This is a genomic window from Streptomyces sp. NPDC055078, from assembly GCF_053607985.1.
The window spans coordinates 15905-36102 of the sequence record NZ_JBSGUP010000004.1 but is presented as its reverse complement, the minus strand read 5'-3'; the positions used below and the strand labels follow the sequence as shown (position 1 = coordinate 36102).

At 71.5% G+C, this 20198-nt stretch carries 18 protein-coding genes, 1 tRNA gene and 1 pseudogene; 11 read left to right on the top strand and 9 right to left on the bottom strand.

Features of this window, described 5'->3' with window-relative positions:
- Positions 1-385: 385 nt before the first annotated feature.
- The 5 genes and pseudogenes from ACWF94_RS01030 to ACWF94_RS01010 form a co-directional block, all read right to left on the bottom strand.
- On the bottom strand, positions 386-1255 hold the full coding sequence (locus tag ACWF94_RS01030) for an STM4011 family radical SAM protein (protein WP_453483445.1): 870 nt from the start codon (positions 1253-1255) through the stop codon (positions 386-388).
- 32 nt (positions 1256-1287) lie between these two features.
- Positions 1288-2856: an STM4012 family radical SAM protein gene (locus tag ACWF94_RS01025; RefSeq protein WP_453483423.1), complete on the bottom strand. Its 1569-nt coding sequence runs from the start codon at positions 2854-2856 to the stop codon at positions 1288-1290.
- Entirely contained in the window at positions 2853-3668 is an 816-nt protein-coding gene (locus tag ACWF94_RS01020) for an STM4013/SEN3800 family hydrolase (protein WP_453483443.1), read from the bottom strand. Before ACWF94_RS01020 ends, ACWF94_RS01025 begins: the two co-directional genes overlap by 4 nt.
- 210 nt (positions 3669-3878) lie before the next feature.
- Positions 3879-4988: pseudogene (locus ACWF94_RS01015) on the bottom strand (STM4014 family protein); the annotation flags it as partial.
- Between the two features lie 4 nt (positions 4989-4992).
- Positions 4993-5964: an STM4015 family protein gene (locus tag ACWF94_RS01010; RefSeq protein WP_453483421.1), complete on the bottom strand. Its 972-nt coding sequence runs from the start codon at positions 5962-5964 to the stop codon at positions 4993-4995.
- 177 nt (positions 5965-6141) lie between these two features.
- Here ACWF94_RS01010 and ACWF94_RS01005 point away from each other — a divergent pair, with 177 nt between their 5' ends.
- Both ACWF94_RS01005 and ACWF94_RS01000 read left to right on the top strand, forming a co-directional pair.
- The gene (locus ACWF94_RS01005) at positions 6142-6468 is read left to right on the top strand and encodes a hypothetical protein (protein ID WP_453483419.1); all 327 of its coding nucleotides are present in this window, start codon (positions 6142-6144) and stop codon (positions 6466-6468) included.
- A 271-nt stretch (positions 6469-6739) separates the two neighbouring features.
- Entirely contained in the window at positions 6740-7825 is a 1086-nt protein-coding gene (locus ACWF94_RS01000) for a DUF6745 domain-containing protein (protein WP_453483441.1), read from the top strand.
- On the opposite strand, the gene ACWF94_RS00995 is transcribed toward ACWF94_RS01000, so the two are convergent.
- The 3 genes from ACWF94_RS00995 to ACWF94_RS00985 all read right to left on the bottom strand — a co-directional run bounded on the left by ACWF94_RS00995 (position 7816) and on the right by ACWF94_RS00985 (position 10940).
- Positions 7816-8736: a carbohydrate kinase family protein gene (locus ACWF94_RS00995; RefSeq protein WP_453483439.1), complete on the bottom strand. Its 921-nt coding sequence runs from the start codon at positions 8734-8736 to the stop codon at positions 7816-7818. The genes ACWF94_RS01000 and ACWF94_RS00995 overlap by 10 nt on opposite strands.
- 227 nt (positions 8737-8963) lie before the next feature.
- Complete coding sequence (locus tag ACWF94_RS00990; RefSeq protein WP_453483417.1) at positions 8964-9584, bottom strand: TetR/AcrR family transcriptional regulator; 621 nt, start codon at positions 9582-9584, stop codon at positions 8964-8966.
- Between the two features lie 177 nt (positions 9585-9761).
- Positions 9762-10940: a Glu/Leu/Phe/Val dehydrogenase dimerization domain-containing protein gene (locus tag ACWF94_RS00985; protein ID WP_453483415.1), complete on the bottom strand. Its 1179-nt coding sequence runs from the start codon at positions 10938-10940 to the stop codon at positions 9762-9764.
- A gap of 307 nt (positions 10941-11247) precedes the next feature.
- On the opposite strand from ACWF94_RS00985, the gene ACWF94_RS00980 reads away from it, so the two are divergent.
- The 7 genes from ACWF94_RS00980 (at position 11248) to ACWF94_RS00950 (ending at position 17283) form a co-directional block, all read left to right on the top strand.
- Entirely contained in the window at positions 11248-11460 is a 213-nt protein-coding gene (locus tag ACWF94_RS00980; protein ID WP_453483413.1) for a hypothetical protein, read from the top strand.
- Between the two features lie 28 nt (positions 11461-11488).
- Positions 11489-12700 (top strand): MBL fold metallo-hydrolase, encoded by a 1212-nt coding sequence (locus ACWF94_RS00975; protein ID WP_453483411.1) that lies wholly within the window; start codon positions 11489-11491, stop codon positions 12698-12700.
- 668 nt (positions 12701-13368) lie between these two features.
- Positions 13369-15273, top strand: a complete 1905-nt coding sequence (locus tag ACWF94_RS00970; protein ID WP_453483409.1) for an ATP-binding protein — start codon at positions 13369-13371, stop codon at positions 15271-15273.
- A gap of 7 nt (positions 15274-15280) precedes the next feature.
- Positions 15281-15715, top strand: a complete 435-nt coding sequence (locus ACWF94_RS00965; protein ID WP_453483407.1) for a roadblock/LC7 domain-containing protein — start codon at positions 15281-15283, stop codon at positions 15713-15715.
- Positions 15716-15717: 2 nt separating this feature from the next.
- On the top strand, positions 15718-16089 hold the full coding sequence (locus ACWF94_RS00960; RefSeq protein ID WP_453483438.1) for a DUF742 domain-containing protein: 372 nt from the start codon (positions 15718-15720) through the stop codon (positions 16087-16089).
- Positions 16067-16711 (top strand): GTP-binding protein, encoded by a 645-nt coding sequence (locus tag ACWF94_RS00955; RefSeq protein ID WP_453483406.1) that lies wholly within the window; start codon positions 16067-16069, stop codon positions 16709-16711. Before ACWF94_RS00960 ends, ACWF94_RS00955 begins: the two co-directional genes overlap by 23 nt.
- On the top strand, positions 16708-17283 hold the full coding sequence (locus tag ACWF94_RS00950; RefSeq protein WP_453483405.1) for a GAF domain-containing protein: 576 nt from the start codon (positions 16708-16710) through the stop codon (positions 17281-17283). The genes ACWF94_RS00955 and ACWF94_RS00950 overlap by 4 nt, the downstream gene beginning before the upstream one ends.
- 200 nt (positions 17284-17483) lie before the next feature.
- On the opposite strand, the gene ACWF94_RS00945 is transcribed toward ACWF94_RS00950, so the two are convergent.
- Positions 17484-18680 (bottom strand): acyl-CoA dehydrogenase family protein, encoded by a 1197-nt coding sequence (locus ACWF94_RS00945; protein WP_453483404.1) that lies wholly within the window; start codon positions 18678-18680, stop codon positions 17484-17486.
- Between the two features lie 744 nt (positions 18681-19424).
- Here ACWF94_RS00945 and ACWF94_RS00940 point away from each other — a divergent pair.
- Positions 19425-19805 (top strand): MmcQ/YjbR family DNA-binding protein, encoded by a 381-nt coding sequence (locus ACWF94_RS00940; protein ID WP_453483403.1) that lies wholly within the window; start codon positions 19425-19427, stop codon positions 19803-19805.
- Positions 19806-20063: 258 nt separating this feature from the next.
- Positions 20064-20140: transfer RNA gene (locus tag ACWF94_RS00935), tRNA-Pro, on the top strand.
- The last annotated feature ends 58 nt before the right edge of the window (positions 20141-20198 follow it).

Here is a 20198-nt window from a genome sequence, read left to right as displayed (position 1 = left end):
GCCTGTCGCCCCCCGCGCGCTGCTGGCAGACTGTCCGGCGATCTGCCGAAGGAGCCCCGCGTGTCGATGATCCACCGCCTGCGCAGCGCCGTCCGCCGTACGTACCGGCGCGCTGTCGACCTCAGTCACCCGGCCAGGTCGCCGCTCGGCAGCACGGTGGTCAACTGCGTGGTCTCCCGCGACGGAGTGCGGCAGGACGAGGTCCGGTCGGTGGAGGAGGCCCGGCCGCCGGGCGCGCCGGGTGTGCCGTCCGCCGGGTGGGGCGGAGGCGGTGCTGTGTGGGCGCTGCTCCGGGCAGTCGCGCATGGTGCGTGGGCCCTGCGCGGTGGCCCGGTCGTCAGGGCAGTCACGCATGGCGCATGGCCAGGGCGCGGCCGCCCGGTTGTCAGGGCAGCCGAACACCGCGCCCGGGCAGGGTGGCCGGGATCCGCTCCAGGACACCGCCCGCGAACACGTCGTACAGCGGCAGCGACTCCAGATGGACATAGCCGATATGGCAGTCGCAGACCGCGAGCGGACAGGTGCGAGGGCGCAGGGCCCGCCGGTACGAGCCGTCGTACAGACTGCCCAGCTCGGCGGGGACGAAATGGCAGCGCCGCACCGTCCCGTCTCCGTCCACCGAGATGACCGACTCGCCCGTCCGGCAGGGGAGCCCGGCCGAGCGGTGCGGATGGCGGCTGTACGGGAAGAGGGGGTCCAGCTCCGTCCACGCGGCGGCCTCGGCGTCCGTACAGGTGTGCCCGTCAGCCGCGTTCACCCAGAGATAGACCCGCTCGGGCAGTTCGGCGCGCAGCCGGCGGGCGTGCTCCAGATGCCCGGGGAGACCGACGGTCCCCACACTGAACCGCACTCCCCGATCGGCCAGGTCCCGGCACTTTCCGAGGAACCGGTCGTACGGGGTTTGCCCCGGGTGATAGGTGCACCAGAGCGCGAGGGTGTCGGGATCGGCCTCGGCCAGCCAATCGGTACGGCAGCTCAGATTGGTCTGGATCGCCACCCGCCGCACCTGCGGCAGCCGGGACAGTTCCACCATCGCCCGCCGGTACCAGGAGCGGACCAGGCCCTCGCCCCAGGGGGTGAACAGCACCGAGAGCCGGTCCCCGGTCTGCGCCGACACCCAGGCGGAGAAACGTTCCAGCGCGGCCCGGTCCGCCCGCAGCCGGTCCGGACTGTCCCGCCGCTTGGCGAACGGGCAGTACGGGCAGTCGTAGTCGCACGAGGCGAGCGGGCCCCGGTAGAGGATCGTCAGGTCCATCGGATCGCCCATCGTCAGGTCCATCGGGCTGCTCACTTCGGCTCGTACGCGGCCATCGCGGCCCGCACGGCGGGCGAGAACAGCTCCGGGCCCAGCGCGTCCGAGTACGCGAGCCCCTCCGCGCTGAGCTTCAGCCGCTCCGGCGCGGCGGACTCGTCGAGCCAGCCCAGCGCACCGAACCGGTCCAGCTCGGGTCCGAAATCGTCGCCCGGATCGCCCCCGAACCGCTCGTGGTACGCCGCCCGGTCCAGCCCCTCGGCCTGGAGGAGCGACTGGAGCAGATGACGGCGGCGCGACTCGCCGCCGTCCATCCGCCGCCCGACCTCGGCATGGCCGAAGTCCTCGGTCATCGTGTACGCGTCGATGATGCCGCGCACCTGCCCGGCGTTCACGGCGTAGTCGAACGAGTAGTGGAGCCCCGAGGTGTAGGAGCGGGCACCGCAGCCGAGACCGATCATGCCGTCCGTCTGGCAGGCGTAGTCGTCCGGGCCCCGGACGGCTCCGGCCCCGGCGCCTGTCCGTGCTCCGGCTCCCGCACCGTCACCGGCTCCGGCCCCGGCGCTGCTCCCGGCCCCGGCTCCGGCGCCTGCGCTGTCCTCGGCTCTGGCCCCCGGCCCCGGCCTGGCCCCCGGCTTGACCCCCGGCCCGGTCGCCGGCCCCGGCCCTGACCCGGCGCCGTCCGCGGTCGCCTTCCTCCCGTCCGCCCGGCGGAACATCCGCATCGACACCTGCTCATAGCCGTGCGACAGCAGTTGGTCCCGGCCCTGCCGGTACAGCCGGAGCCGCTGGGCGTCCCATGCCGTGTCGCCACCGGCCCCCAGCCGCCCCAGCCCGGTCAGCGGCCGGACATAGAGGGGGTAGAGATACAGCTCTTCCGGCCGCCAGTCGAGCGCCGCGTCCAGGGAATGCCGCCATGTGGCGGGGGTCTGACCGTCGATACCGTAGATCAGGTCGATATTGAGGACCGGGACGCGGGCATCGCGGATCCGGCCGAGAGCGGCTTCCGCATCCGCGCGCCGCTGCGGCCGGACCGCCGCCCGCGCCTCCTCGTCGATGAAGCTCTGGACGCCGATGCTCACCCGGGTGGCCCCGCGCGCGGCGAGAACGGCGAGACGGTCCGCCGTCGCGGTGGTCGGCGACGTCTCCACGGAGAACGGGACGGCCGACAGATCAGCACCCATCCGCTTCTCGGCGATGTCGCAGAGCCGGTCCAGCTCCCCGGCGGTCAGAAAGGTCGGTGTGCCGCCCCCGAACGCCGCCGCGGCGAAGCGCACCGGCTCCCCGTCGCTCTCCCCTTCCCCTTCGCCCTCTCCTTCCCCTTCGCCGAGCGCGTCCCGCACGGCGGTCGCCTGGCGGTCGAGCGCGTCGAGATAGCGGCTGGTCAGTTCGCCGGGCGCGCCGATCCTGGTGAAGAGATTGCAGAACCCGCACCGGACCTCGCAGAACGGTATGTGCAGATAGAGCGAGAGCGCGTCCTTGGGCTCCGCCGCCCACAGTCCGCGCAGGGCGGGGCGGTCCTCAAGCCGGTGATAGGCGGTCTTGTGTGGATATGCGTAGACATAGCTCTGGTAAGGGCGGGGGCGGTGCGGGAGCGTGCTCATGTGTCGGCCTCAAGGCGGTCGAGAAAGAAGTGGGCGTACGGAACCGTCCAGACGGCCTCATGGCCGATGCGGTGTCCGGTGTAGCCGTCGTCGCCGTACGCCGTTCCGTGGTCGGAGCAGACGATCGCGAAGCAGCGACGACGGCTGCGCGCGGCATCGAACAGTCGCCCGATGTGCCGGTCGACGTACTCCAGCGCGGCGGCGTGCGTCTCGCGGGAGTCGCCCGTCTCGCGGGTGGCGCCCGGCAGATGGAACCAGTTCGGCTGGTGCAGTGACGGCACATTGACGAACAGGAACAGCCGCTGCTCCCGGGGCAGGGCGGCGACCACCTCCTCGGCACGGGCCACCTGGGCCTCGAAGGACGTCTCGGAGGCGACACCGAACTCCGGCTCCCAGTGGCTCTCCTGGAACATCCCCGGCAGCACGGAACCGAGCGGGCCCCGCTGGTTGAAGAAGCCGACCCCGCCGATGCACACCGTGCGATACCCGGCGTCCGCCAGCCCCGAGACCAGATCGGGGGTGTCGAAGACATAGGTGCGCCCCGCGGTCGTCTCACTGCCCGCGAAACGCGCGGCGAACAGCCTCGGGTGCGGTCCCGGCGCGGCCGGTGTCGGCAGAAAGCCCGCGAAGATCGCCTGATGCGAGGCGTAGGTGAAACTCCCGGGCGCGTGCCGCCGCTCCCACCCGCCCCGGGGGAGATGCCGCGCGAGCCATGGAGTCCGGCCCACCGCCGCCAGTTCGGCGGCGACGTCGAAACGGAGCGTATCGAGGGTGACAAGCAGCAGATCGTCCCGCCCGACCACCTCGTTCATGTCGGGATTCAGCGCGGAACGCGGCTCGGGACACAGGTCCGGGTCCGGCTCGCCGAGGTGACCCGGGCCCGGGTCACCGGGGACCGGCCCGGGGCGCTCCGCGCGCGCGACCGGCGAGGAACGGCGGACGGACGGCCGTACGGGCGCGGTGGACGGGGGAGTGGTGGGGCTCGCCGCACCCGGCGCTTCGTGCGGCGGCACCTGTCCCATCAGCAGGGCGGCGATCTGCGCCGCGTAGGTGTCCTGGCCCTCCGCGCCGCTGCCCGCCAGACCCGTGAGCCCGGGCAGCAGATCGCCGAAGGCATTGACCTCGCCGACGGCGAAGCGCCGCCACCCCGTGCCGGGCAGCAGATCGACGCCCACGCGCGGTGACCCCGGGAAGCAGGCGGCGGTCCGCTCACAGATCCCCAGCGTCCGGGGCCAGTCGCCACCCGCCGACTCGATCGCGGCACGGGCAGCCGCCAGATCGCCGCGGGCGCCGCCGAGATGGAGATTGGTCATGGGGGTGCGGCTCGTCCGGACGACCGCGTGGGTGGCCCGGCCCGCGACGGCCACCACCCGAAGATCGGCGGCCCGGCCGTCCTGAAATGCCTTGGGCAGCCACCGTTCGACATGCAGCCCGTCCGGCGCGAGGGCGTCCACCAGCGCCGCCACCTCCCGCTCGGTCGTATAGCGGCGCACCCGCAGGGAGTTGAAGAGCCGCCCGAGGCCGTCCCGTTCCACCGAGGTCGCCGCCTGCACCCGGCCGCCGCTCGCGGTTTCCACGGCGAGCACACCGGACGCCGACGAGCCGTGCGCGAGCTTGATGAACATCCGGCGCAGCCCGGTCGCCCGCTGTATCGCGCGGATGTCATCCCAGCCGCCGACCACGGGGGCAGCGGCACCGGACGTCGGTGACCGGGGCACCGGGACCCCGGCCCCCCGCAGCACACCGTGGCACAGGCGCTTGTCGAACAGCACCGCCAGCTCGTCGGGATCCGCCAGCAGGGTCGCCCCGGCCGCGGCCGAGGCGGCGGCCACCTCCCGGACCGCGGCGATGAACCGCTCGTACCAGCGGGCGGTGCCTTCGACCCGGGCCGGGTCGTCCACTCCCCGCAACTCCCGGTCCACCAGGGCGTCCTCGCCCGGGGAGTCGATCCGGACACGCTCACCGGGCCGGAACCGCGCCCGCCCCCGCAGCACATCGATCCAGGGGACGACCCGCGCGGCGGGCAGCCCGGCGGCGCACACCGCGTCCTGGAAGAGCGCGACCCGGCGGTTGGCGGGGTTGCCGACCACCGCGAGGCGGAGGCGGCCGGACGGCAGGGGCGTCCCGGTCATGTGGTCACTCCGCCACAGCCGTGTAGCGGTGCTCCTGTTCGGCCGAACTGGAGCCGCGGCCGTGCTGGTCGTCGAGGACCAGCTCGACTCCCGAGCCCTGGAACGCTTCGATCAGCCGCTTCCTCATCGGTTCGCCGATGAAGTGGTGGTGGAGGTCGAGCTTCCGCAGATGGGTCAGCGGCTGCCCGTTCAGCAGGGCCTCCGCGCCTTCGTCGCCCAGCGTGCCCATCGACAGATCGAGGGTGTCGAGGCGGGCGACGACGGGCGCTCCGGCGACTGCGGCGGCGACCTGGTCCTGCATATCGCTGTTGCGCAGTGCCAGATACCTCAGACTCGGCAGCCGAGTGCCCGTCAGGATCGGTTCCAGATCCGCCACATCGGCGTTCGCGCCGTACCAGGAGGTGCCCAGCCAGAGATCCAGGTGCTCCAGCGCGGGCAGATCGCTCGCCGCGACACCGCGGACGACCTCCGCGTCGAGCCCGCCCGTCTCGATGACGAGCGAGCGGAGATTCGCGTGCCGCACGGCGGGGAACGTGAGGCTCTGACCGCCGCGCACCCCTAGCTCCAGCAGTTCGGGGTAGGCGTCGAGGACCGGTGTCACCAGCCCCTGGGTGATCCAGGAGATCTCGCTCTCCTCGCAGGTGATGTCCCCCAGGAACACGGCGCGCAGAGCGGGGAGCTTCGCCCGGGCACCGGCCAGCTCGGCGACGACCGAGTCGGGGGAGTCCTCTTCCGTCTCCGCCCACGGTCCGACGACCAGTGCTCTGACCTCGGTGGTGTCCACCGTGCCCAGGAAGCGGGCGAACGCCTGCTCCCACTCCTCGTCGGTGTCGCCGTCGCCGTACGGGTCGACGGCGATCCGCCAGGCCACCGTCGACTCGGGCGGCAGCCCGGTCTTGTCTCCGGACTGGAGGGTCTGAGGGAAGTCGAACACGGGCAGGCCGTGCAGCTCCTGCAAATGGCTCGAAATGGTCATCACGTGCTCCAGACACCGGGTGGCGTTGATCGTCCAATGGGAGCAGTTGTACCAAGCCCGACTGACAACGGCGGCGGGGGGCGGCCGGAGCCCTGTCGCCGACGGCGTTGTCAGACCCTGCCGTTAGCGTCGTTCTCAGGTTCGGCGCACTCGGTGCCGGGCAGCGAGGGGAGAGCCATGTACCGGCAGGGAGACGTGCTGATCGTGTCCGTCGCGGAAGAGGCCGTGCCGTCGCACATCGCGGATGCGCCGGCCGAACCGAGGGACGGGCGGGGGCGGTTGGTGCTCGCGCTCGGGGAGGTCACCGGCCATGCCCATGCCGTGACCGGGCCCGGCAGGCTGGTGCGGGAGCCCGGCCCCTTCGGCCCCCTGGTCCTCCATCTGCCGGAGGGCGGACGGGTCGTGCACGAAGAGCATGCGGCGATCACCCTGCCGAAGGGCTGGTACCGGGTGGTCCGCCAGCGGGAGTACCTGCCGGGCGCGGTGCGCATCGTCGCCGACTGACCCGGCGGACGGGCCGGCCGGGTGGCGTGACGCCTGGTCGGCGACCAGTGCCGCAGGAGCGGCGCGACATCGGCAGGAGAGCACGAGCGAGACCCGGTCGGCGACCGGACAACAGGGGACCGGACAACAGGGGACGGGACAGCACATGCGGTTCACACAGCACACCGAACACCCACAGCACACTGGGCACACCGAACACACCGAACACCCAGAGCACCCAGAGCACGCAGGACGTGCAGAACACCCAGAGCACACCGACCATGCCGGGCACATCGAGCGCACCGACAAGTGGCGGGCCGTCGCGGCGGCGACCGGGCCAGGGGACCGGGCGGCGGCCGAGACCGGTGTGCGGCTCGCCTACCGCACGGCCGGGCTCGCCGAGCCGGAGCGGATCATCTGGGTGGCATCACCGAGGGCGGCGGTGGCGGCCCTCCGCGCTCTGGACGGGGCGGGCGGCTCGGTCCGGGAGCGGGTGCGCACCCTCCCGTGGGCGGAGGAGCGCCGCCGTATCCATGACGAACTGGGGCCCGTGGGCTGGGCGGAGCTGTGGAGTGTCTCGGGCGCCCGGCTCTGGGACAGCACCCGGGCGCTCGCCGAGCGCATCCGGGCCGGGGTCGTGGCCGAGCTGACCGCGCCGGGCGCGGAGTCCGCACCGGATGCGGAGTCCGGACCGGATGCGCCGGCCGGGTCGGCCGAGGCCATCATGGCGAGAGTGGAGACGCGGGCCAGGGAGACCGAGATCCGGCTCATCCTCCTCGACGCGGTGCTCGGCCAGCACGACGCGGCCTGGCTCGCCGCCTTCGACGGACGCAGCGAGCGGCTCGAAGGGCTCGCCCGGGTCGCGGCCCACGCGGGCTGGTGGTGGCCGTACGAGAAGGCCGTCGTGATCTGCGAGCGGCCGGTCGTCCTGCACCGCGACGAAGCGGGCCGTCTCGACTGCGGCACCGGGCCCGCCCTCTCCTTCGCCGACGGCTTCGGGCTGTGCGCCTGGCGCGGCATGCCGGTGCCCGCCGGCTTCCTGGACGAGCTGTCGGCGCTCACCCCCCAGCGGATACGCACCGAGGAGAACGCCGAACTGCGCCGCGTGATGCTGGAGTACTACGGGTACGAGCGGTATCTCGCCGAGTCGGGAGCCGAGCCCGTGCAGCGCGACGAGACCGGCGTCCTGTGGCGCATACCCCTCGCCGACGACGAGGACGTCGTCATGGTCGAGGTGGTCAACTCCACACCGGAGCCGGACGGCACCCACCGGACGTACTGGCTGCGGGTGCCGCCCGGGACCCGGACCGCGCGTGAGGGCGTCGCCTGGACGTTCGGCCTCCAGGCGGAGGTGTACGAACCGCTGCGTCAGACCTGAGCCGCCAGGAGTTCCGCCTGACCGATCAGCGCGCTGCTGCCCTCGCCCGTACAGGCGTGGGCACCGGCCAGCGCTCCCAGCCGGGCGCACTCCTCAAGGCCCCGGCCGGCGAGCCGCCCGTAGAGGAAGCCGCAGACGTAGGCGTCACCCGCGCCGTTGGAGTCCACCACCGGAGCGGGCGGTATCGCGGCGGGTACCGGGCGCGGGGTGCTGCCGCCGTCCCGGGTGAGGAGGTAGGAGCCACCGGCGCCCGCGGTGGCGACCACCGTCTGCGCGCGGCCGTCGCGCAGGATCTCCCGCATCACCGACGCGATGCGCTCGCCCGGCCCGGCGGCGCTCAGGAAGACGAGATCGGACCGGAGGGCGAACTCCCGCTGGTGGTCGGTGAGTCCGTCCCAGTCGTGGAGATCGGTGGAGACGGGGACACAGAGTTCCCCGATGTCGTCGAGGAGGAAGCGGGCGAAGTTCACGGCCGAAAGATGGACATGGCGGGCCCGCCGCACATGGGGGAGGTAGAAGTCGCGCGGCATACGCAGCTCGTCCGGGTCCCGGCCGTCGTAGAACGACATCCGGTGGCCCGAGGAATCGACCAGATTGACGGCACGCCGGGTGCCCGCGGGGGAGATCAACGACTCGAAGGCGACATCGCCCGCGGCCAGCCGGTCCCGGACCTGACGCCCCGGCCAGTCGTCGCCGATGAAATCGATGAGAGTGACGGAGAGCCCGAGGGCCCGGCAGCCGAGGGCCACATTTCCGCCGGTGCGGCCGGGCGCTTCGCGGATCGGGCCGACGCCGTGTGAATCGGCGAGCGGGACCGGCAGTGAGCCGACACGGACGACCGTGTCCACCCCACTGCCGCCGACGACCAGCACATCGTGAGGGGAGAGGTGGTCCGTTTGTTGCTGAGACAGGTGCGACACAGTTGCCCAGTATGGGGGTTGGGACATGGGTGGGCGCAGGCGTTCGGGCGTTGCCGCGTCCGCTGTCCGGCCGGGGTGTGCCCGGTGATGCCGGTGATGTCGCGGATGTTCCGGCGCGGCCGGGGTACCGGGAGCGGTGGTGGCGCCCGACCCGGCGGCGCAGGTGGCTTATCCCGGCGACGGGCGGACGGGCGTGAGACCCCGGTCGCTCCGGGCGGTCAGCGCAGGGCGTCGGTCAAGTCCTGCCGGGCCAGCCCCAGTTCGCGGGCGAGCGCCTCGTCGGTCCACTGGAGCATCGTGGCGCGCGACAGCGATCCCGCGTACGAGGTCATCTGCACGGCGAGCCCGTCGAGGAACGCCGTGAGCCGCCAGGCCGCGGCGGCGGGATCCGCGCAGGGGAACTCCCCGCCGGCCGCCCCTTCCGCGATCACCTCGGTCAGCGCGGCCTTCCACTGCTGGTCGAGATCGCGGGCCACCTCGCGCAGTGCGGGCTCGCGCAGCGCCGCCGCCCACCCCTCGATCCACAGCCGCCAGCCCTTGGCCGTCCCTGTCGGTGCGTACCAGCGGACCGCGGCCCGCAGTCGGCGCAGGGCGGAGGTCCGGCGGCTCAACAGCTTGCGCAAATGGACGAGATCCGCGTCCGCGGCATGGGTGAAGGCCGCCGCGACCAGCTTCTCCTTGGTCGAGAAGTGGTACAGGACAAGAGCGTTGCTCACGCCCAGCGCCGCGGCGACATCGGCGATCCGCACAGCCGCGACACCGTGCACGGCGATCTGCTCGACGGCGGCACCGAGAAGCTCCTCGCGCCGCTCGGCCACGCTCAACCGGACTCTTGCCACGGCCTCACCCTACACAGCGGATCTTGCGGAGTATCACGGATGTGCACTCATCCGGACACGCTGCGCGTCGGGACCGCCGTCCCGCCCGGCGCCGGGGCGGCGGCCCCTTCGCCCGGCACCGGGCGGGCGAGGCCGCGGGGAGGGACCCGGCGGCCGTCGCGGGGAACCGGAGGGGAGTCACGCGTACCAGCCGAAGCGTTCGGCTATGACCGGCAGCCGATCGGCGGCGATCGCGTGCGCGGCTGTCCGGGGGGTCGTCCCGTCGGCTTCGGCCCGGGCGAGCATCCGCCCGGTCAGTTCGCGCATCGACCGGCGGGTATACGCGAACGCTTCCTCCGCGTCGGCCCCGATGTCCCCGAAGAGGGTCCACCACCACCAGGCGTTCGTACCGGAGTTGACGACGACGTCCGGGAGTACGGTCACCCCGCGCCGGGCGAGCAGCGCCTCGGCGTCCGGGAGGACCGGCATGTTCGCCGCCTCGACGATCCAGCGGGCCGTGATCGCGGCCTGGTTGGCGGTGTCGATGGCGTACGAGACGGCCGCGGGCACCAGGATTTCCGCGTCGGCGGAGAGCCAGGCGTCGCCGGACAGTTCCAGATCATCCGCGCGCAGGACCGCGCGGTCGACCGTACCGAAGGTGTCGCGGCCCGCGAGCAGGGCCTCGACGTCCAGACCGGCCGGGTTGGCGATGGTGCCCTTGACATCGGCGACGGCGACGATCCGCAGCCCGGCCCCGGCCAGGAACCGGGCGGTGGCCCCGCCCATGGTGCCGAGCCCCTGCACGGAGACCCGGGTCCCGGCGCGGGGGAGGCCGGCCCGGTCGAGGGCGACCAGCACCGATTCGGCGACTCCGCAGCCGCCCGCCAGCTCATCGAGACCGATGCCGCCGACCTCGACGGCGAAGGCGTCCGCGAGCCGCCGCCGCGCGCTGCTCTCGTCGTCGAGGAGCCGGTACACGGCCTGGACGGAGGAGACCAGGCCCGCTTCGCCCAGCGCCCGCTCGACCGTGTCCTGGGTGAGGCCGAGATCCTCGCCGGTGGTCCATATCGTCTCTATGTACGGACGCATCACCCGCAGATACCGCACCAGGATTCCGTACGCGCGCGGGTCCCGCGGGTCACAGTCGATACCGCCCTTCGCACCGCCGAGCGGGAGATACCTCCCGTCCGGGTTGTAGTGCAGGGCCTCCTTCACCGTCATCCCGCGGGCCAGCCCGGTGACCTCCTCCAGGGTGCAGCCCTCACGCATCCGCAGTCCGCCACTGGCGACGCCACGCACCAGCCGGTCCACCACCAGGTGCCCCTGGCGGCCGGTGACATGGTCGGTCCAGGTGAGCGACAGGAGGGGTGCGGCCATCGGAAGATCTCCTCGGGGAAGGTGATCACGGCGTGGCCGGGCGGCCCGGACCTGCCGGGTCCCGGCGACAACGACGTGACAACTGAATGGCCGGTGAGTATCCGAAGTGGTGATCTCCGTTGTCAACATGATCGTCAATATCCCCGGGTGCGGGGCGGGCGGGGCGCCCGGTGGCCAGGTGGGCGCGAGGGAGGCGCGGGTCGCCCGTGCCGGTCGGGACCAGTGGTCAGGGCTGGTCGGGCCGGGTGGACCGGAGCCCGGTCGGAGCCCGGTCGGGGTCCGGACCCGAAAGGTGTTGCGAAGGCAAATGAAGGGGAAGGTCGGTGTCAGGAACATCGACACCGAAGTGCGCGTTGCCCTGGTCGTGAGGGAATCCGGTGGCAACGACAGCAATGACAGCGGGGCCATGACCTGCGGCCATGCGCGCCGCTGGGCGGAGCGCGAGGTTCCGTCGCGCGGGGCGGACGGCTCTGCCATGCGGCCGATCCTCACCCCGCACTGTCAGACCGCGCGCACATAATGAAAAGACCCTGACCTATGGAGGTGCTGTGACCGACGCTGGATCGCCTCACCCGCTGAGAGCCCGGCTGCGCTCACTGCGAACCGCCCCGTTCGGCGCCGATCCCGCCGGAGCCAGGCTGGAGCGGATCCGCCGTTCGCCGAATTACGCGGACGGAGTCTTCCAGAACCCCGTGGGCGCCAGGACCAGACCCTCGGGCGGTTCCATGGTCGAGTTCGCCAAGATCTACTTCCGCAAGGAGGCGCGGGCCCGCAGATCCCCCACCGGCCGGATTCCGCTGCACGGCATCACGGCCGCCGACCTCGCGAAGCCCCCGCCGTCCGGGCTGCGGCTCACCTGGATGGGGCATTCCACCGTGCTCGCCGAGATCGACGGCCGCCGCGTGCTGTTCGACCCGGTCTGGGGCGAGCGCTGCTCACCGTTCTCCTTCGTCGGCCCGAAGCGGCTCCACCCCGTGCCCGCGCCGCTGGCCGCCCTCGGACCCGTCGATGTCGTGGTGATCTCCCACGACCACTACGACCACCTGGATCTGCCCACCATCAAGGCCCTGGCCTCCGCCGACACGGTCTTCGCGGTACCGCTCGGCGTCGGCGCCCACCTGGAGCGCTGGGGCGTCTCCGCCCACCGCCTGCGCGAGCTGGACTGGAACGAGACCGCCGAAGTGGCCGGTCTCCGCCTCACCGCCACCCCCGCCCGCCATTTCTGCGGACGCGGGCTGCGCAATCAGCAGCACACCCTCTGGGCCTCCTGGGCGGTCCGCGGCTCCGAGCACCGGATCTTCCACAGCGGGGACACCGGGTACTTCCCCGGCTTCAGGGACATCGGCGCCGAGCACGGCCCCTTCGACGCCACCATGATCCAGATCGGTGCCTACAGCGAGTACTGGCCGGACATCCATATGACCCCGGCCGAGGGCATGCGCGCCCACCTCGATCTCCAGGGTGGCCGGCCGGCCGGGGTGATGCTGCCGATCCACTGGGCGACCTTCAATCTCGCGCCGCACCCCTGGGCGGAGCCCGCCGAGGGTACGGTCGCGGCGGCGGCCGATGCGGGCGCGCGGGTCGCGGTGCCCCGGCCCGGCGAGCCCTTCGAGCCCACCGCCGACGCCGTACCGGCCGATCCCTGGTGGCGTGCCGTCGCACCCGTCCCGGCGGAAGGCTGGGCACCGCTCCCCAGCAGGAGTCCGGGCCGGGACAAGAGCACCGGCACCGGCAGCCCGGAGGTCGCCCCGACCGCCTGACCACGCCCGCGCCCGATCACCACGCCCCAGGAAGCGCACCCGGTCCCCCCACCCGCTCCTCCCGACCCAGCCGCACCGCTCGATTCCCGCCCCCTGTGGAGTCCCCGGGCGGGACGCGCCGCGCCATGCCGGCCCGTCCTCCGGTGGAACTCCCGGGCGGGACGCGGCGCTCGCTCCCGGCCCGTCCTCCGCCGGGGTCCTCGGGCGGGAACGCGCCGCGCCGTGCCGGCTCCTCCTCCGCCGGAGTCCCCGGGCGGGACGGCTCTTCGATCCGGCCCGTTCGGCGGGGGACATGGCCTCCCAGCAGCCGTCCGGCGCAAGCGCATTCGCCATTTTCGTACCGGGGTGCGAAGCCTCATACCAGAGCGGGACGAATGGCGGGCAACTTTGTCAACTGCCCCTCGCACGTGCCCGCATGACCACTACCGTGTGTTGCCGGTGATCGACGGCGGGCTCATCCCTCCCGTGCCCGGCAGCCATTGAGCCCACCGGGACTCCGAAGAGGACTCCATACGAGCAGTACGCCGACCCCCGACGCAGTAGTACGCCGAACCTGGGACCCCCACGCACCGAGGACGCTGATGTCTCCATTACGCGCACCCGCCACGCGGTCCGACCGCCGCGAGGGCGGGCGCCACGGCCGGTCAGGCCCCCGCACCAAACCCTCGGTGGGCAGGTCCGGGCCCGCGCAGGCCCCGCCGTCGCCCGCGCCGCCGCGGTCTCCCGAATCCCGTCTCCGCCCCCGGCTGCTGCGCACCGCGGTCCTGCCCGCCCTCGTCGCCGCGCTGAGCGGCGCCGCCGCGGTGACCTTCACCGTCCACACCGCGAACCCGCATCAGTCCGCCGCCCTGTGGGCCGTCCTGACGGGTACGGCCGCCCTGGCCATAGGGGCCGTCGCAGTGGCCGCGGTCGGCTCGGACCGGCTGGCCGCCTCCGTACTCGACCGCTGTGCGGCGCTGGCCCGTTCGACCGAGCGCGGCCAGGCCGATCTGCACGCCGTGGTCGAACGGCTACGGCGCGGCGAGGGGCCGCCCACCCCCCGCACACCGCTGCCCACGTCGCCGGGCGCCGATGAAATCGACGTACTCGCCGGGGAGTTGGACCGCTCGCACGAGGCCGCGGTGGCGGCCGTGGTGCAGGCGTCCCAGCTCTCCAGCAGCGTCGGCAACGAACAGAAGGTCGAGGTCTTCGTCAATCTGGCCCGGCGCCTCCAGTCGCTGGTCCACCGGGAGATCCAGCTCCTCGACGAGCTGGAGAACGAGGTCGAGGACCCGGAACTGCTCAAGGGCCTCTTCCATGTCGACCACCTCGCCACCCGGATCCGTCGGCACGCGGAGAATCTCGCCGTCCTCGGCGGCGCGATCTCACGCCGCCAGTGGTCCAACCCGGTCACCATGACCGAGGTGCTCCGGTCGGCCATCGCCGAGGTCGAGCAGTACCCCCGCGTCAAGCTGGTGCCGCCGATCGACGGCACCCTGCGCGGTCACGCCGTCGCCGACGTCATCCACCTGCTGGCCGAACTGGTCGAGAACGCCTCGGCGTTCTCCGCCCCGCACACCCAGGTACTGCTGCGGGCCCAGCACGTCACCTCCGGACTCGCCGTCGAGGTCGAGGACCGCGGCCTGGGCATGCCCATGGGCGAGCAGAACAAGATGAACGCCCTGCTCGCCGATCCTGATCAGGTGAATGTCGCCCATCTGCTCCAGGACGGCCGGATCGGCCTCTTCGTCGTCTCCGCCCTGGCCCGGCGGCACGGCATCGCGGTCCGCCTCCAGTCCAATATCTACGGTGGAGTGCAGGCCATCCTCGTACTGCCGCTGGGGCTTCTCGGCGCGGACACGGGACGCCTCCAGCAGACCGACAGCACCGCAAGGGCGGGCACGGCGAGCACCGGCACCGCAAGGGCCGGCACCGCGAGCACCGGTACCGCGAGCACCGGCGACACCAACGAATCCGGCCGCCACCGCGCCCCGGTGGCCATCCACACCCGGGCGACCTCCCCGCCCTCGATTCCCCGCCGGCCAGAACCACGCGACCAGCCCCAGCCCCAACTCCAGTCCCGGCCACAGGCCCACGCCCAGCCACCGTCGGAGACCGAGTCGCAGAACCGGCGACAGTCCCCGCACCACCCCGACCGGCCGACGAACACGCACACCACACCGGAGACGTCCGGGCCCCTCCCCGTACGCGCGGAGCACACCGACCGCCCCAACCCCGCCGCCGCCCGACCCGGCGTCACCTATCCGCCGCGTACGGAGAACGCGCCCCTCGGCGACCGGCCGCGCCGACCGGCCTCCGAAGCCACCGGAGTCGTCCGAGGCACCATGGGCCGCCCCCAGCTCCCCAGGCGACGCAGCCAGGAACATATAGTTCCGCAGCTCAAGATGGGGCCGCCGCCCCGTAAGGACGAAGAGCACACCGTCCATGACCCAGGTCTGATGGCGGCTTTCCAACGGGGTATCGGACTGGCCGAGGCATCGCCGCTCGCCACGGACTCGCCTCCACCCGACTCCCATGGCACCACCGCTCCACCATCCGACCCGCAGCGCCACGACAACACCTCCAAGGAGTAGATGCACCATGGCGAGCGATGCGCCTCACGGTCATGTCTCGGACCTCGACTGGCTGCTCAGCGGTCTGGTCCAGCGCGTGCCCTACACCCGCAGTGCGGTACTGCTCTCCTCCGACGGCCTGGTGAAGTCCGTCCATGGACTGGAGCCGGACAGCGCCGACCACATGGCGGCGCTGGCCTCCGGCCTCTACTCCCTGGGCCGCAGCGCGGGGGCCCGCTTCGGCGACGGCGGGGAGGTGCGACAGGTGGTGGTGGAACTCGACTCGACCCTGCTCTTCGTCTCCACCGCGGGCTCCGGCACCTGTCTCGCGGTCCTCGCGGGCAGCGAGGCGGATGCCGCTGTCCTCGGCTACGAGATGGGGATGCTGGTCAAGAGCGTACGGCCCTATCTCACCACCCCGGCCAGAGCGTCGACCGGGGCGCCGAGTATCCCGGGGCAGTGACCGTGCCGTCCCCCAAGGACGGGCCCCTGCTGGACGACGCGGCCGGTCGGCTCATCCGCCCGTACACGGTGAGTGGCGGCCGTACCCGACCGACGGCCGCACTGGATCTGCTCTCCCTGGTGATGGCCACCGGGGCTGTACCCAAGGGGTATCTCGGACCCGAACACACGCTGGCGCTCGGCCTGTGCGACGGTCCGATCTCGGTCGCCGAGATCTCGGCGCATCTGAGACTCCCCGCCGCCGTCACCAAAGTGCTGCTCTCCGACCTGGTGGAGTGCGGTGCCATCATCGCCCGAGCGCCCTGGGCCCCCCACACACCGACCGACCGTTCTTTGCTGGAGGCAGTGCTCGATGGCCTACGACGACGGCTCTGAAGCCGACAGCTCAGATATCGACGGCTCCTTGCCGGACGACCGGTTTCCCACCGCCCTGAAGATCCTGGTCGCAGGGGGCTTCGGGGTCGGCAAGACCACCTTCGTCGGAGCGGTCAGCGAGATCGAACCACTCAGCACGGAGGAACTGCTGACGCAGGTCAGCGCCTTGACGGACCGGCTGGAGGGTGTCGAGTCCAAGACGACCACCACGGTCGCCATGGACTTCGGCCGGATCACCCTGGACGATCGCCATGTGCTGTACCTCTTCGGGACACCGGGCCAGGAGCGCTTCTGGTTTATGTGGAACGAACTTTCCGAAGGAGCGCTCGGCGCCGTCGTCCTGGCCGACACCCGCCGGCTCCAGGACTCGTTCTCCGCCGTCGACTTCTTCGAGGGCAGGGGCATCGCGTTCGTCGTCGCCGTCAATGAGTTCGACGGCGCGTACCGCTACGAACCGGACGAGGTGCGGGCCGCGATCGATCTGAAGCCGCAGGTGCCGGTCGTGATGTGTGACGCGCGCCTCGCCAGCTCGGGGATCGGCACCCTGGTCACTCTCGTCCAGCATCTCCTCACCACCACCGCGGTGCCCACTCCGGCGCCGAGCTTTGGAGTACCGACATGACGTACGACCCCACCGGCCATCTGCTGCTGACCCCCATCGACCGGGAGGCGCCCGCACGGGTCGAGCGGCTGCGCCAGCTCGGGTTCGGTGACCGCCCCGACCCCGCGTTCGACGAGTTCGCGCACCACCTCGCGGAGGTGACGGGTGCCCCGTACTCCATGGTCAACTTCATTGACGAGAACCGGCAGTACTTCGCCGGACTGCACACCCCCACCGGTCAGCACACGGGCAGTGATCTGACCGCGGTCGCCGCGTCGGGCGGCGCAGAGGTCAGCAGGTTCATGGACCGCGACCACGGGTACTGCCCGCATGTCGTCGTCCGGCGCAAGGCGCTGGTGCTGGAGGACGTCTGCGACTACCCGAGGTTCGCGGGCAATCCGGTCGTCGACGAGATCGGCATCCGCTCCTATCTCGGGGCACCGCTGATCGACCGGACCGGGATCGCGCTCGGCACCATCTGTGTGGTCGATACCGAACCGCGCCCCTGGGGGAGGGCGGGTCTGGAGACCATCAAGTCGCTGGCCGCCGAACTGGTCGAGCAGATCCACCGCCGTGAGGACGGTGTGATCTGACCCGGATACGGTGCGGTGCGGCTCCCCGGGTGCTCCGCGCTCCCGGGAACGCCTCCCGCGGTCCGTACCGTCCGGACGTCCGCTGCCGCCGGTGACGATCTGCTGTCACGACCGGTTCCGGCCGGTCCGAATTGGTTGGGACGGTTTCGGACGGTTCGGGCGGCGGTTCCGTACCGGCTGGGGCCTGCCGACCGGGCAGGTCAGACGGTCACCTCCACCCTGGGCGCATCGGCCAGCCGCTGTGACCACTGTCCCTTCGCGGTGCCGAGGGCGACCTCGGCGAGGCGCAGCAGCTGGACGTCCGATGTGCCCGCCGGGGCGAACATATGCAGTGCGTCGCGGAGATAGCGTTCGATGGGCCGGTCGGTGAAGAGCCCGGCGGCGGCGTGGATCTCCATCGCGTTACGGGCCGAGTCGATCGCCGACTCGACATTGATCAGTTTCGCGTTCATCAACTCCGCGTCGCACGGCATCCCCTCGTCCAGCAGATGCACCGCGTGGTACGCGGAGAGCCGGGCCGTCATCAGCCGTGACTGGAGCTTGCCGAGCTTCAGCCTGATGGACGGCAGGTCGTGGAGCGGCTTTCCGTAACGGTGGCGCTGAGCGCAGAACATCGTGGTCTCATCCAGGATCGCCTGATGGATCCCCAGCGATACGGCGGTGAGGTTCGCCCGCCCGTACAGCACGCTGGAGGAGTACGCCACGGACAGTCCGTCGCCCTCCTCGCCGAGGCGGCTGGAGGCCGGGACCCGGCAGTCCTCGAAGTGGAGTTCACCGAAACTGAAGCCGTGCAGTCCCATGGCGGGCACCTGTTCCCCGGTGCTGACCCCGGGGCGGTCGGCCTCGACAAGAAAGGCCGTCAGCCCCTTCGAACCGGGTCCGGTCCGCACGACCACACCGTGCAGATCGCCGACATGGCTGTTGCCCACATAGATCTTGCTGCCATTGAGAAGGTAGTCGTCGCCGTCCCGTACCGCGGTGGCGCTCATCCCCAGCACATGGCCACCCGACTCCGCCTCGGTCACGGCGATCGTCGGCAGACAGTCGCCGGCCGCGACGGCCGGCAGCCAGGTCCGCTTCTGCTTCTCACTGCCGAAGTGGATGATCTTGGCGACGCCGAGCTGGGACGCCTGCACCATCGCGCCCATCGCGCCGCTGACCCTGGCCAACTCCTCGATAATGATCGTCTTGGCGAGATGACCCGCTCCCATACCGCCGTGGTCGCGGCTGATCGTGGCCCCCAGCCAGCCCTGCCTGGCTATGAGACGGGACAGTTCATGGTGGACCGACCGATCGGCCTCCATCTTGGGGATCAGTGGTCGCACCTCCCTCTCGGCAAAACCCCGGACCTCACTCCTGAGCTGGTGATGAAGCCGACTGCTGAAGTACTCGTCCATGGCGAGCCTTCCTCTGCGAAAAGACTGCTCGGGCGGTTGTTCGAGCAGATGGTGACTCTGTGCAGATGGTGCCTCTGTGGCGATCCAGTCCCGACAGACGGATCGCTCTGGGTTCTGCCGTACGGCATTCCCTTCGTGGTTCGCTCTGCCACATGCCAATGGCAATGGATTCCTGGGACATTGAGCCCGGTGAACAGCAGATCGTCTCAGGCGTGCACAGCCGCGACATCCGGCACCATCTGAAGAACCGATACGGCTCAGACGTGGGCGGAAATGCACCCACCTGAGCAGCGCGGTTGAAAATCCCCGGCTGCGCAGCCCGCGCATAGGAGCGTTTTCCGGCGTGCGAACGAAGATGGGTAGTGAAAGGCGCGCAAAGGAAGCTCTTTGAGAGTCGCGCGCCCCCATTTGGCGGCGAGGAGTCCGGCGGTCTGTCCGGTATTGCAGGCTATGTCGGGGAGTGCCGGGGGTCCTCCCATCATGTTCCGGAGCGTACGCGGGCTCCGGCCGCGCTGGTTCGCGCGCCGTTTCTACCCCCATTGCTCCTGCGTACCCGCCGCAGGCCCCCCGTCCCGGAGTCCTGGTGAGGTCTTGGCGATCTCTCCCGGAGGCGCCGGCGGTCCACCGGGCCCCTACTTTTCCGGCCATGCCGTCGATCTCCCGACAGCGCCGCAGAAAGCGCTCCCGCGACCGGAGAACGGATCGCCGCGCGCGATTGTCAGTGCCGCGCCGTACGGTCTTGATATGGCCACCGCCGACGATGCACGCAGACTCGCGCTCTCCCTGCCCGGGGCGCTGGAGAAGCTCGCCTGGGGCATGCCCACCTTCCGGCTCGCGAGCGCCGGACGGATCTTCGCCTCGCTCGATGACGACGACTCCGTACTGGGGGTGAAGTGCCCCAAGGAGGACCGTGCGGAGCTGATCGCGGCCGAGCCGGAGAAGTTCTTCCTCCGCGCCGGCCACGACGACAACTACGCCTGGCTGAGGGTTCGGCTCGCCGCGGTCGACGAGGACGAGCTCCATGCGATCCTCCTCGATTCCTGGCGCCAGGCCGCCCCGCGCAGACTGCTGGACGCCCACCCCGACCTGACCGCACCGCCGGACCCGGCTCCGCCCCCGGAGTGACGCTCCGACCCCCTGGCCCCGGACCTCCCGTCGCCGCCCCGGGGCCCGCGCCGCGCGGGTGCACCGGCCCCACCCGGCTCCGGCCCCACCCGGCTCCGGACCCCCGTTCGAACCGCACTGCGGGGACCAGCGTTCATGCCGTACGGCGACTCCGTCGCGCTGTGTCGCGCCGGATAAAGCGGTTCGTGACCACCGGCCCGAGTGCGGTATTGTTCTCATGCACGTTCAACCCGGGGAAACCCCAGGTCAGACGGGCATCGGGACGTGGCGCAGCTTGGTAGCGCACTTGACTGGGGGTCAAGGGGTCGCAGGTTCAAATCCTGTCGTCCCGACCAGCGTTTTCGCAGGTCGTAGGCGGTATCGGAGAAATCCGGTACCGCCTTTACGTTGTTC

Coding starts and splice junctions, on each gene's coding strand:
- ACWF94_RS00980 (WP_453483413.1), top strand. CDS start 11,248: ATGAAGGGGAAGGTCGGTGTCAGGAACATCGACACCGAAGTGCGCGTT.
- ACWF94_RS01020 (WP_453483443.1), bottom strand. CDS start 3,668: ATGAACGAGGTGGTCGGGCGGGACGATCTGCTGCTTGTCACCCTCGAT.
- ACWF94_RS01005 (WP_453483419.1), top strand. CDS start 6,142: ATGTACCGGCAGGGAGACGTGCTGATCGTGTCCGTCGCGGAAGAGGCC.
- ACWF94_RS00940 (WP_453483403.1), top strand. CDS start 19,425: ATGGCCACCGCCGACGATGCACGCAGACTCGCGCTCTCCCTGCCCGGG.
- ACWF94_RS00950 (WP_453483405.1), top strand. CDS start 16,708: ATGACGTACGACCCCACCGGCCATCTGCTGCTGACCCCCATCGACCGG.
- ACWF94_RS01025 (WP_453483423.1), bottom strand. CDS start 2,856: ATGAGCACGCTCCCGCACCGCCCCCGCCCTTACCAGAGCTATGTCTAC.
- ACWF94_RS00965 (WP_453483407.1), top strand. CDS start 15,281: ATGGCGAGCGATGCGCCTCACGGTCATGTCTCGGACCTCGACTGGCTG.
- ACWF94_RS01030 (WP_453483445.1), bottom strand. CDS start 1,255: ATGGACCTGACGATCCTCTACCGGGGCCCGCTCGCCTCGTGCGACTAC.
- ACWF94_RS01010 (WP_453483421.1), bottom strand. CDS start 5,964: ATGACCATTTCGAGCCATTTGCAGGAGCTGCACGGCCTGCCCGTGTTC.
- ACWF94_RS00955 (WP_453483406.1), top strand. CDS start 16,067: ATGGCCTACGACGACGGCTCTGAAGCCGACAGCTCAGATATCGACGGC.
- ACWF94_RS00985 (WP_453483415.1), bottom strand. CDS start 10,940: ATGGCCGCACCCCTCCTGTCGCTCACCTGGACCGACCATGTCACCGGC.
- ACWF94_RS00945 (WP_453483404.1), bottom strand. CDS start 18,680: ATGGACGAGTACTTCAGCAGTCGGCTTCATCACCAGCTCAGGAGTGAG.